Genomic DNA, 11,872 nt, shown 5'->3' on the forward strand with positions numbered 1-11,872 from the left:
CGTATGTTAAAGCGCTCGATAAGAAGGTTCTTAATGATATAGGGACGGCGTCGACGTTGGTGACGATTGCGAATCCGGTTGGAGTGGCGGGAGTTGTTGCTGGAACGGTTGGAACTTTATCAAGCTTAGCAGATGGGATATTAAACGATGAGTTCGGATCTGCTTTAACAAAAGAAATTTTAGCAGCATCAGCAACAAAATATCTGAAAGCTGTTTATGGATTGTCAGAAGCTGTGTCAAATAGAATAACTGCAGTAGTCGATTTAAGTGGTGGTTGGCAAGCTTTTATAGATCGGGCTAAAGAAACCAAGGTGCCAGATAATTCAGGAGGGAGATAGTGAAATTTCAAAAAATGATTTTAATAATTTGCTACCTTGTTTTGATTTTAGGTTGTATTCGGTTTGTGCAGCGATTGCTCGACGATAAGTATACGAATTTGTGGGTTATTTTCATAGGAGAAATTTGGCTTATTTGGGCGGTGCTTGCATTTAAATACAATAAGGATATGCCTGGGGTCGGTCCATATAGTTATGAAAATGGAACAAATCAATTTGCGCGTACAGTATTGCTAATTGTTATATTGGCATCTGCCGTGGCATCCATATGTACATAGCCGGCATCGCCATCCCTATTGGTGCCGGCGCCGGCAGCGTCAGCGGCCACCTCAGTAACAGCAAGATCGACAGCCAGTATGCCAGCGTTGGACAACAATCCGGCATGTTAGCCGGTGACGGTGGGTTTACTGTTCAGGTCGGCGGTAAAACCGAACTCACGGGTGCCGTGATTGCCAGTACCGCGCAAGCGCTTGAACAAGGGCTGAACAGTTTTAACAGCGCCAATGGTTTGGTGATAAACGATATGCAAAACCAAGCAGCATTTAGCGCACACAGCATGAGTGCCAGCGGTGGCGTCGGTACGCTGCCGGCGGGGAACCAAGGTACGGCTGCAGGCTTGGGTCTGGCTGGGGGAAATGCGCAGAGCGTCAGCCAGAGCGGGATTTCCGGCATAGCTGGAAACACCAGCATCACCAGCGATGCCGCGCAAACCGGCATTGCAGCGATATTCAATGCCCAGCAAGTGCAGCAGACTATCAACGCGCAAACGCAGATCACAGCGGCGGCCAGCCAGCAAGCACCGCAGGCCGTGGCGAGTTATGCAGAGAGCCAGCAAACTGCTTTGCGCGAACAAGCGAAAAACGAAAACGATCCGATCAAACGCGCCGAGCTACAAAGCGAAGCCGATAAGTGGAACGAAGGCGGTGTTAATCGCGCGAAGCTACACCTCGTCACCGGTGCATTAAGCGGCGGAATTGGTGGCGCACTTGGTGCCGGCGCGGCGGCACTGGCGGCACCCATGCTTGAGCAGGTTCAGAGCAGTATGGCTGAACAACTCACCGGAGCCGGTCTCTCACTTGGTCTGGCGAACATGGCGGCGCAAGCGATTGCGACCGGGGCTGCGGCCGGTATCGGTGGCGCGGCAGGTGGAGGTATGGCTGGTGCGGGAATGGGCTTGGTGGTCGATGCGAATAATCGGCAGTTGCATCCTGATGAAACTGCAAAACTCAAACAACTTCAGCAAGGTAAAACCCAAGAAGAGCGACAACGGCTTACCGACGCAGCATGTGCGATGGTACATTGTTCCGCAGGAGTTCCAGATAGTGATCCCTATAAAACGGCACTGGCCGCATCCGAACAACGTGGGCAACAATACACGGCTGAACAGAGTCAGTTGAAAATTACCGGCCTGTTCTCTTACGAACGTTTAGACCCATTCGTTGATACCGTCGATCGTTATCAAATTCCAAATCGAACGGTCGGTGCAGTGCAAGGCGTCATGGGATCTGCGGCTGCGGCAAGTGCATTGACGGCAGGATGTGCAACTGTCGTTGGTTGCGGTCTTGGCGCGACGGTTGCAGGTACCAGCCTGGATTATTCGCATGCCGGGTTTCAGCAACTGGTCAGCGGCAATGCAACGCCAACCTATGGCGAGCAAGCATTGCAAAGTTTGGGATTGAGTCCACAGGCTGCGGCATCGATGTATGGTGCTGTTAATCTTGGAGCGACGGTTGGCACTGTGGTACTGGCGAATCAGGCTGGTATCAAGTTGACGCAAGCTAATACGTTGGCGCAGGCGAGTTATAAGGAGTTTAATCCCAATGGGATTAAAGTGACTCCTGAGATTATGCAGGCACCGCAAGCACAGGCTCTCATCAAGGAAATTCAGGCCGGCAACCCTAATCTCCCTTCAAATGCAGTAGAAAGATTCGCTAAAGAATATCTTGAGTCAGGGACATTCTTACCACAAGCCGGGATTGCCACTTCAGGCAGCACGTTAGTCAAAGTTGTACCAAAGGGCGATGGCGTGTCATCTAACAGCGGATATTGGCTGAGTCCTCAGCAAGCGCAAGCCGTTGCCACCATGACGCCAGATCAAGCTGGCAAGGTGCTTGGATTACCAGCGGCACAGGCGGCTAACATGCTTAGAAATGGTGTGGATTTTTATGCTATTACGCCTAAACCGGGCGTTACACCAAATGTTTTTGTGTCTAGTGTAGCCAATACGTCGCAAGGAGCAGTCTCCATGCCCGGTGGGGCGCAACAGATAATTGTGCCGAACCGTACACAATGGACAGTGCCTGTGCCCGTGAATCCGTTCAAATTACTATCTGCAACAGGAGGATCGTGATGAAGAAAGAGAGAGATCTTCAAGCAAAGGCTCGGGTGTTGCGTACTTTACTTGAAAAATATGCCATTTCAGATTCAGACGTAAAAGAGGCTTATGAATGGATTAAGTCTCTTCTTGATGAGGCTGAAGCTGGTCAAATCAATGAGCCGATGAAATTCCCCTATGGTTGGATATTTTTCAGAGGAGAAAATAATCTGCCAGCTTATCCGGACTTGTGCGGTGCTGCTGCTGATTTTGCAGATGTGCTTGAAAAAATTAGATGAGTCCCCAACAAGCACAGGCGGTTGCATTAAGGACGCCAGAGCAGGCAGGGAAAGTGCTCGGTCTACCAGCAACGCAAGCGGCCAACATACTTAAAAACGACGTGGATTTCTATGCGATCACGCCCAAGTCTGGCACAACACCGACGGTATTCGTGTCGAGCGTAGCGAATACAACGCAAGGTAAGGTAACGATGCCGGGGACTGCACAGCAAGTCATTGTGCCGAATCGCACGCAGTGGACACCCCCCGCGCCGGTCAATCCCTTCACGTTGCGTAGCGCAGGAGGCGGCTAATGGACAAGGTAAAAAATCTGCAAGAGAAGGCGCGAGTACTGCGTGAACTACTGGAACGATATGCCAAGGTTGATGACGATGCAGAAAGGTTATTGGGCTGGTTAATGCCACTGTTCATAAAAATAGAAAAGGGCCGGGTTGTTCCACCTCAAGGATATGAGCACCATATGGCACTTGGAAAAGAGCCTGAGTTTTATGAGCGCCATAAGGACGTTTATTCTGCGGAGTCTAATTTCATATCTGTATTAGAAGATTGGGAATCTCAAGATTGGTATCAAAAACTTAAAACAGGAAAATAACATGTGCCGATCAGGAGTAATTTCCTCCATGGACATGGCGGCGCAAGCGATTGCGACCGGGGCTGCGGCAGGTATCGGTGGCGCGGCAGGTGGCGCGGCAGGTGGCGTATCAGGTGCGGGCATGGGCTTGGTGGTGGATGCGAATAATCGGCAGTTGCATTCAGAAGAAAAAATCCTAGCCAAACATCTGGCAAAACAAAGCAACGGCAAATATACACAAGCACAGATTGAAGATCAGATGCGCGGGATGTCGATGAAAATAAATGGTGTCACCGAAGCTGGAACGCCTGATGTCATTATTGGTACCAATCTTGGCGATGGCACGTGGCTAAAAGCCGGAACAACGTCAGACGGGCAGCCAATATTTATGCAACAAATTTCAACGGAAGATACCGCGTTGCGCACTTATATTGTGAATAATACGACGCACGGTGAAATACCAAGCTCAATCACGTATGGTGCAACCTATATCGCTCCGTCTTACAGCAATACAGCGATACCGTTACCGATGCCAATAGCCAACTGTGCGACGGCAGAATGTGCTGCAGGAGTACTGCCTAACAGACCGCTGAGCCAGACTGAAATCGATACGATGAAAAGTGGAACAGCGGATTTTGCGGCTAGTGTTTCTAATCAGGCAGGTCAATTTAGTGCTTATGCAACGGCATATGGTGCCTATCTGGCGTCGCAACCGAACGCAGTTTTGCAAGCGGGTGCGCTGACTCAGTATGGAATGGCAGGAACTGCAACCATAGTCGGATTTGGGGCTAGCGCTATTGAGCAGTTGTTGCGACCCCCTCTGTGTCAGGATAGTTGGTAAGTTGCCGATTTCGGCATTTTCTAACCATCACGGCGGCAGGATTAATACATGTCTCGCATACCAAACGAACGGATTCCCCTTCCATTGTCAGCATGTCGAAGCAGGAAGGCATTTCTGAAGCCGACAGCAGTTGAAAAAAGTCCTGCCAAAGAAATGAATTTTGGCAGGACTTTTTTTCAAGCTAGTATTTCAATCAAATTTCATCATCAAGGAGCTCACTATCCCACCCCAGAAAAATGACACTGGCTTTATTGCGCCATCAGATGTCAGTGAATACACTTCCACATCATCATAGAAGTGGTTTTTGTGTGTGATCGTAAATATGGCGGTGTTCGGGGTACTTCCTGCCGTGACGGCATAGCTAGCCGCGCTCATTTGAGACGTGTATTGCAGCGTAGTGCTGTCGTGGCTGTCTGTATTGAAAAAGGGCCCGCTATCGCCGATACGTACGGTCTGAGGAATATGCTGTGCTGAAAATACTCGATATTCGCCAATTTCATAATTGACACCCAAAGGAACTCCATTGGCTGCAGAATAATATTGGCTGTTCGAATGACCCTGATCAATGCAGGGACCGCTGGTAAAGTCGAACCTGAATGTTTGAATTGAACGTAGTGCGTCAACCGGGTTTCCCGGTGAAATATAAAATACGCTGCCTGCCGTGGCCGGCGTGAGAACATAACTGCCCTTGCCGGCGCATTCGTTTTCTCCAATTAAATTGAGCGCGAATGTCGTGTTGATTCCATTTTTTACCATTGCTGTATAAGCTTTGAGAAAAGGAAATTCCACTCCAGTCGCTGTGGCAGTTGCGGCTGTTTCGGTGGTTGCGGCGTCAGTGGCGCTGCTGCTGCTGCCACCACAAGCAGATAATAATAGTGCCAAACCGGCAAAGATATAAGAATGAGTAGTTTTCATGGAATGAAGTTTAAATCGGGGAAAATTTGAAGCGCAGGTTGGATGTAGATAATCGGCAGAAGTTCCTGTGCATGAGGCGGCTGTTTCCGCCAACGACATGTTGATTGTTACCCGCAAGTCAAGTCAATTACGTATCCACCCAGTCGCTCAATTCGTCATTTCCGCCTGCGCGAAAATGACGAATCAACGGCTTGATGGTGCTGCTTTTTTTGCGAATCAGCGCAAGCGCTGGTGACACGCTATGATGTGTCTCTTTTAAAATAATTTAGCCAACGATGAGCTCTGCTGCCAGCCTTAAGCCACAACGTGTCGAATTTTTTTGCCAAGATGGGGTCGCCTTGGCGGGCCATTTTTTTAGCGCCGGCGGGGTGGACAAGGGTTTGCCAGTGTTGATTTGTCCGGCTACCGGTGTGAAACAACATTTTTACCTGCGCTTTGCCGCTTGGTTGGCGAATCAGGGGCATGCAGTGTTGGTGTTCGATTACCGTGGCATTGGATTGTCTTTGTCGGGGCCGCTGAAAAACAGCCGTGCCAGTTTGACGCAGTGGGGTCAGCAAGACCAAGTCGCCGCGTTGACATTTTTAATCGAACGCAGTGGCAGTGCCCAGGCAGTCTTGGTCGGGCACAGCGCCGGCGGACAAATGATGGGATTGATGTCGAATCATGCGCAGCTTGCACGCGTGGTTGGGGTAGCGATTTCCAGTGGTTGGTTTTCCGGTATGCGGGCAGCCTTCGCGCGCCAAGCCCGTTTCGGTTTGCGCGTGGTGATGCCGCTTGCCAGCGCCGTACTTGGCTATGCGCCGGCGGCTTGGCTCGGGCTGGGCGAGAATTTGCCGCGTGCGGTGGGGCGTCAGTGGGGGCAGTGGTGTGCTGCCGGTGGTTATGCCAGTAATGCGGTAGTGGGCAAGCCGGAGCAGGATTTTCATGCGCAGATACGGATGCCGGTGACGGCTTTTTATGCGCAAGATGATGATATCGCTAATGCCGTTACGGTTGCTGACTTACTGCGTACCTTCCCAAATGCGAATAAGCAGGCTGTCTGTGTCGAGCCAGCCCAGTTCGGCCTGGCTGCCTTGGGTCATATCGATTGGTTCCGCAGTTCGCACCAGGCGGTGTGGCCTTTGTTGGCGGCGGCCGTGCGCGGTGAGTAAGCCGCTTTGTGGTTAACAAAAAACATCAAAGCGCGATGTATCTCTGTATTTTTGCGATTTGCTTGACCCTGACGTAAGGGGTGAGTTTATGATCAAGCTCTGATGGTCGTCGGTCAATTTGACTGCTGCGTGGCAGTTTTACATTTTTTGGAGCGAGTATGTACCCAGTCGAATTGCGGCAGGTTAATCGGATTTATCATCTCGACGCCGTCGATGTGCCGGCGCTCAGTGATATTGATTTACAAATTCGCCCGAATTGTTTTACCGTCATTTCCGGGCCTTCCGGCAGTGGCAAGACCACCTTACTCAATCTGATCGGTTGCATAGACCGTGCCGACAGTGGTGAAGTCGTCGTCGCTGGTCAGGCGGTGCATACCATGTCGGACAATGCCTTGTCGGATTTTCGTGCGCGCCATCTTGGCTTCATTTTTCAGAATTTTAATTTGCTGCCGGTCTTGAGCGCTTATGAAAACGTTGAATACCCGCTGATTCTGGCCCAAGTGCCGGCGGCGCGGCGGCGCGAGCGGGTGCGCAGTTTGCTCGATGCGGTCGGCTTGTCGGATCGGGCGCAGAACCGCCCCGGTCAATTGTCGGGCGGGCAGCGGCAGCGCGTGGCGATTGCGCGCGCCTTGGCGATCGAACCGAAACTGGTGCTGGCCGATGAGCCGACGGCTAATCTCGATAGCCAAACCGGCGCGGCCATCATCACCTTGATGCGCAAGATGCAGCGCGAGCATCAGGTGGCCTTTGTGTTTTCTTCGCATGATCCTTTGGTGCAGGCGGAAGCCGATGACACCGTTTTTATCCGCGATGGTCGCATCATTGGCATCGAACGTAAAACTGAGGAGGCTGTTGCATGAGTACTTTTTCGCTTGCCCTGCGTAACTTGCTGCGGAATCGCCGCCGTTCCTTAACCACCTTGTTGGCGATGGTGATAGGGTTATCGGCGATTTTGCTGTTCGGTGGTTATCGCTCGAATATCACCTATGGTATGGAAACCGGTTTCATTCAAGCCAGCGGTCATTTACAAATTCAGCATCAAAATTATTTTCTCGATGGCGGTGATAATCCTACTGCGTATGGGATTGCCGAATATCAGAAAATCATCGAGGTACTACGTCATGATGCCGTGCTCGCACCGATGCTGACGACGGTTACGCCGACCTTGCAACTGGGCGGTTTGGCTGGCAATTTTGCCGCCGGTGTGTCACGCTCGGTGATGGCGGTTGGTGTCGTGGTGGCAGAGCGGAATCGCATGACGCTGTGGAATGACTATCAAATGACCAGTTACGCCAAGCCTTTACCGCTCGATGGCAGCAGCGCCGATGCGGTGGTGATCGGGGAAGGGGTGGCGCGTAAGCTCAAATTGTGCCAAGCGCTGAAGGTACCCAATTGTGTGCAAGCCGCTGGCTCGACTGCTGCCGTCAGCACTGGCGCGGCAGATGCGCCGGCCGATATCGCTGCCTTGTCGGCACTGGCTCAGGGCGATGTTGCAGTCGAAAGCGGCACGCGCATAGAAATGCTGGCCGCTACCGCACATGGCGCACCCAATGTCGCCAGCCTTAACGTGGTCGCAGCGAAAAACATCGGTATCAAAGCACTCGACGACGTGTATCTGGCCATGCACCTGGCGCAAGCGCAGCGTTTGATTTACGGTTCAACCGCGCCGCAGGTGACGGCGATTCAAATTCAATTGCAACACACGGCGCAACTGGAGCGGGCCAGAGCGCGTCTGCAGACTTTATTGGATCAGCAGTTTCATGATCAACCCTTGGAAATTCTCGATTTCAAAGTGCTTAATCCCATGTATGGGCAGACTGCGCAATTCATGAATTCGATTTTCGGCTTCATTGCTACCTTAATTGCCGTGATCGTTTTGTTTACCATCGGGAACACCATGAGCACGGCGGTGGTGGAGCGCACGGTTGAAATCGGCACCTTACGCGCGCTCGGTTTGCGCCGTTCGGGTTTGCGTCGCTTGTTTTTATTTGAAGGTATTTTGCTCGGCTTGTTCGGTGCGGCGCTTGGCTTGTTATGCGCGCTGGGCATCGCCTATCTGATCAATCACAGCGGTTTGTCGTGGACGCCGCCCGGCTATTCGTATGCCTATTTGATCATGGTGCGTGTCTGGCAAGATCCGGCCTTGTTGGCCGGCAGTGTGATCGGTTTGGTATCGGTGACCGTGATTTCAGCTTGGTGGCCGGCTAACCGCGCCTCCAAAATGTTGATTGTCGATGCATTGCGCCACGTTTAAAGAAAATACTGTATTTTTCATAAGGAAATCGCATGTCTGTCAAAACCCATTTCGGCGTGTTTGCGCTGGCTTTCTCACTGTGTTCGCTGGCGCTGGCGCTGGAGCCGCAAGCGATTCTGGCGGCCAGTGATGTGGTGCGCAATCCCGATTATCCTTTCGGTTTGACCAATACCCTGGTCGAGTACCGCAATGGCAAACAAACCGATACCAGTACGCTGAGCATTTACTCCAAGGCCGATGACAAGAGCGGTCAATTTCGCAGCCTGATACGCTATGTGGCACCGGCGCGCGACGCCAATAAATTGATACTTTTCAGCGGTAAGGATTTATGGTTCTACGATCCAGGCAGCAAAGCCAGCATCCGCATGTCGCCGCAGCAGCGCTTGCTCGGTCAGGCGTCCAATGGCGATGTGGTGACGGTGAATTTGGCCAAAGATTATCAGGCCGTCAGTGCCGTCGACGAGGACACGCAAGATGGCGATCGCCAGACCAAGCAGTCTTACCGTCTCATGCTCAATGCTGCGACAGCGGACGCCACCTACCATCATATCGAGATGTGGATAGAGCGCGCCAATAATCATCCGGTCAAGGCACGGTTTTACACCGACAGTGGTAAGCTGCTTAAGAGTGCCTATTACCGACGCTACGAAAAACAGTTGGGCATCGACCGACCGACTGAAACGGTGATCATCGATGGCCTCGATCCGACTTGGGTGACGGTGATGCGGTATTCGAACTTGGTCAAGCGTGAGGTGCCGGAGTTATGGTTGCAGCGCGATTATCTGCCGCGCTTCAAGCCGGAATGAGCCGCGCGCTCACACTGCTGCGGCGTAGTGGCATAGCGCTGCTGTGCTTGAGCGGTGCTGCCATGGCCCAGCAAGATCCTGATCTCGACGCCTTGCTGCTGGCCGATCAAATGCTCGCGCCGGTCGAGCAGGCCAGTAATGTGCGCTGGTTTGCCGAAGCAGCCGGCGGCGCGGCGACGCGACGCAGCGATGGCAGCACGACATCGAACCAAAGGCTGTCATTCGCGCTGCAATATGATGGTAACTTTGCGCCGGGCTGGCGCGCGGTGTTGTCTGATCGTCTGGACGTTAATTGGCCATCTTTGATTGCGCAGCAGCCCGCCATCAATACCATCAAAGAAGCGTATGTGAGTTGGCAAGCGCAGAGTGACCGCTTGTTCGATGTCGGCCGCATCAATGTCCGCAATGGCGTGGCACTCGGGTATAACCCGAATGATTATTTTAAAACCGCCTCGCTGCGTTCGGTCGTGTCGTCGGACCCGGCCAGTTTGAAAGAAAATCGTCAGGGCAGTGTCATGCTGCGCGCGCAAAAATTGTGGAGCGGCGGTTCGAGCAGCCTGGTGTTTTCACCTGGCCTCAGCCGCAGTCCGAATGCGGCGCAATTCAATCCTGATGTCGGTGCCACCAATGCCGAAAATCGCTGGCTGCTCAGTGTCAGTCAGACCATTACCGAGGGTTGGCAGCCGCAGCTGTTATTGTATAAAAATGCCGGTCAAGCCGTGCAGCTGGGCTTGAATCTGACCAGCTTGGTCGACGATGCGACGGTACTGTTTGTCGAGTGGTCGGGCGGGCAAGCACGCTCATCGATGGCGCAAGCGCTGCTGGCTCAGGGCCGCAACGTGGCCGACGATACGCGCTGGCGTAACCGGCTCGCCAGCGGGGCGACTTACACCACGACGAATAAAATCTCGTTGACGGCGGAATTCGATTACAACGGTGCCGCGCTCGACGATGCGCAGTGGAATGCAGCGGCCCATGCGCCGCTCGGCGTGTACGCAGCCTATCGTGGCTATTTGCAAACCGTGCAGGAAGCGCCGACCAAGCGCGCCGTATTTGTGTATGCCAGTTGGCAGGATGCGCTGATCAATCATCTTGATATCTCGGCCATGCAGCGTTACGACATGGCCGATGCCAGCCGCTTGCAATGGTTGGAGGCGCGTTATCATTTGAAGCAAGTGGAATTTGCTTTGCAATGGCAGCGCAACAGTGGCCGCGCACTCAGTAATTACGGTGCGGCGCTGCAGAGCCAGAATTGGGCAGTGTTGGCGCGGTATTATTTTTAATCATCAAAAATCTGATCAGGGTTTGAAACCCCGGGCTTCAGAGGCTGTCGCAAAAAGGTTTTCAGTCGGTATCATTACTTCAACTGGCAAACATGTCATTCCCCCGTGCGCTCGCTTCGTCATTCCTTGCGTAGGCGGGAATCCAGTGGCACGACAGTGCCTTCAGGGTGGGAACGTCGATCAAGGACACTTTTTTTCTGTGAAATGAACACGTCTTGCTGCGCCTGAGCGGCACAGATATAAAAGGCGCGTACGCGCCACTGGATTGCCGCCTGCGCGGCAATGACGAATTGGGCGGCTGGGTGGAGACAAACCCCTTACAGGGTCTGTTCCATCGTCGCTTGCGACGATCCATTAACTTGTTGAAATCTCACGGTTTACCGGCTTGACTATCGAGCGCGTTTTCTTTTCGGCATTCCATAAGTCATATTGCATTTGTAGACGTAGCCATACTTCGGCACTGCCACCCAGCCATTGCGCCAGGCGTATTGCCATATCTGCGCTGATCGCAGAACGACCATTGATCATTCTGGATAAGGCGACACGTGATACACCCAACTGGGTGGCCGCATCGGTCACTGTCAAACCCAATTCGGGCAATACATCGTCGCGCAATGTCTGACCGGGATGGGGTGGCTTAAACATTTTAGCCATAAAAATTGTTCCTAATGATAATCTTGGTAATTGACAATGTCAGCATCTTTACCGTTGAAACAAAATGTCAAACGCCAATGTCCATTGACTGATACCGACCAATGAGCCCGTAAATTGCCAGTCATTGATGTAAGCGCCAACCTGGGATATCCATTTCTTGTGGCGCTTGAGCTACGTTTAATAGCGCCAATTGACGCGCCAATTTGGCTGCGTGACTGGCTTGAATTCCTACTTTACTGCCAGTTAAAAAGAACTTTTCCAGTCCTTTATGTGCAAAATTAAGGATCATTTTTCTGTATCTTATAACGTTACGCGATACAATTCAATAATAATAATGATGTCATTGCTCGTCGAACTGCTTGTAGTTGGGTTCACGTAATGTGAACCATTTTTGAAATCCATGCATTGATTTTTCTCATTCCAGACTAGTCCTTTTGACCTATCAACAC

The 11,872-nt window shown here is 52.1% G+C and carries 14 protein-coding genes and 1 pseudogene; 12 read left to right on the forward strand and 3 right to left on the reverse strand.

Features of this window, described 5'->3' with window-relative positions; genetic code table 11:
• The 6 genes from QN359_RS05115 to QN359_RS05140 all read left to right on the forward strand — a co-directional run.
• Positions 1 to 338, forward strand: a 338-nt coding sequence (locus QN359_RS05115) for a hypothetical protein (RefSeq protein ID WP_323493558.1), incomplete at its 5' end; no start/stop codon positions are given.
• 265 nt (positions 339 to 603) lie between these two features.
• A complete protein-coding gene (locus QN359_RS05120) occupies positions 604 to 2,685 on the forward strand; it encodes a hypothetical protein (RefSeq protein WP_322247791.1) in 2,082 nt (693 codons plus the stop codon).
• Positions 2,685 to 2,948 carry a hypothetical protein gene (locus QN359_RS05125; RefSeq protein ID WP_323493197.1) on the forward strand — a complete coding sequence of 88 codons (264 nt, stop codon included), beginning with the start codon at positions 2,685 to 2,687 and terminating at the stop codon, positions 2,946 to 2,948. Before QN359_RS05120 ends, QN359_RS05125 begins: the two co-directional genes overlap by 1 nt.
• Positions 2,945 to 3,241, forward strand: a complete 297-nt coding sequence (locus QN359_RS05130; RefSeq protein ID WP_323493198.1) for a hypothetical protein — start codon at positions 2,945 to 2,947, stop codon at positions 3,239 to 3,241. The genes QN359_RS05125 and QN359_RS05130 overlap by 4 nt, the downstream gene beginning before the upstream one ends.
• Positions 3,241 to 3,540 (forward strand): hypothetical protein, encoded by a 300-nt coding sequence (locus tag QN359_RS05135; RefSeq protein ID WP_322247793.1) that lies wholly within the window; start codon positions 3,241 to 3,243, stop codon positions 3,538 to 3,540. Before QN359_RS05130 ends, QN359_RS05135 begins: the two co-directional genes overlap by 1 nt.
• Before the next feature lie 28 nt (positions 3,541 to 3,568).
• Entirely contained in the window at positions 3,569 to 4,360 is a 792-nt protein-coding gene (locus QN359_RS05140) for a hypothetical protein (RefSeq protein ID WP_322247794.1), read from the forward strand.
• 189 nt (positions 4,361 to 4,549) lie between these two features.
• On the opposite strand, the gene QN359_RS05145 is transcribed toward QN359_RS05140, so the two are convergent.
• Positions 4,550 to 5,275: a hypothetical protein gene (locus QN359_RS05145; RefSeq protein WP_322247795.1), complete on the reverse strand. Its 726-nt coding sequence runs from the start codon at positions 5,273 to 5,275 to the stop codon at positions 4,550 to 4,552.
• A gap of 67 nt (positions 5,276 to 5,342) precedes the next feature.
• Here QN359_RS05145 and QN359_RS05150 point away from each other — a divergent pair, with 67 nt between their 5' ends.
• The 6 genes from QN359_RS05150 (at position 5,343) to QN359_RS05175 (ending at position 10,769) form a co-directional block, all read left to right on the forward strand.
• Positions 5,343 to 5,510: a hypothetical protein gene (locus QN359_RS05150; RefSeq protein ID WP_322247796.1), complete on the forward strand. Its 168-nt coding sequence runs from the start codon at positions 5,343 to 5,345 to the stop codon at positions 5,508 to 5,510.
• Between the two features lie 40 nt (positions 5,511 to 5,550).
• Complete coding sequence (locus QN359_RS05155; protein ID WP_322247797.1) at positions 5,551 to 6,426, forward strand: alpha/beta fold hydrolase; 876 nt, start codon at positions 5,551 to 5,553, stop codon at positions 6,424 to 6,426.
• 158 nt (positions 6,427 to 6,584) lie between these two features.
• Positions 6,585 to 7,286, forward strand: coding sequence for an ABC transporter ATP-binding protein (locus QN359_RS05160; RefSeq protein WP_322247798.1), 702 nt, complete (start codon positions 6,585 to 6,587; stop codon positions 7,284 to 7,286).
• A complete protein-coding gene (locus tag QN359_RS05165) occupies positions 7,283 to 8,680 on the forward strand; it encodes an ABC transporter permease (RefSeq protein ID WP_322247799.1) in 1,398 nt (465 codons plus the stop codon). The genes QN359_RS05160 and QN359_RS05165 overlap by 4 nt, the downstream gene beginning before the upstream one ends.
• A 32-nt stretch (positions 8,681 to 8,712) precedes the next feature.
• Complete coding sequence (locus tag QN359_RS05170; RefSeq protein ID WP_322247800.1) at positions 8,713 to 9,486, forward strand: outer membrane lipoprotein-sorting protein; 774 nt, start codon at positions 8,713 to 8,715, stop codon at positions 9,484 to 9,486.
• Positions 9,483 to 10,769, forward strand: a complete 1,287-nt coding sequence (locus tag QN359_RS05175; RefSeq protein WP_322247801.1) for a hypothetical protein — start codon at positions 9,483 to 9,485, stop codon at positions 10,767 to 10,769. The genes QN359_RS05170 and QN359_RS05175 overlap by 4 nt, the downstream gene beginning before the upstream one ends.
• Before the next feature lie 354 nt (positions 10,770 to 11,123).
• Here QN359_RS05175 and QN359_RS05180 read toward each other — a convergent pair whose 3' ends face one another.
• Both QN359_RS05180 and QN359_RS20065 read right to left on the reverse strand, forming a co-directional pair.
• Positions 11,124 to 11,423 carry a HigA family addiction module antitoxin gene (locus tag QN359_RS05180; RefSeq protein WP_322247802.1) on the reverse strand — a complete coding sequence of 100 codons (300 nt, stop codon included), beginning with the start codon at positions 11,421 to 11,423 and terminating at the stop codon, positions 11,124 to 11,126.
• Positions 11,424 to 11,434: 11 nt separating this feature from the next.
• Positions 11,435 to 11,712: pseudogene (locus QN359_RS20065) on the reverse strand (type II toxin-antitoxin system RelE/ParE family toxin).
• Positions 11,713 to 11,872 lie beyond the last annotated feature (160 nt).

Origin of the sequence: Undibacterium sp. 5I2, from assembly GCF_035019605.1 — a bacterium.
Classification (GTDB): Bacteria; Pseudomonadota; Gammaproteobacteria; order Burkholderiales; family Burkholderiaceae_D; genus Undibacterium.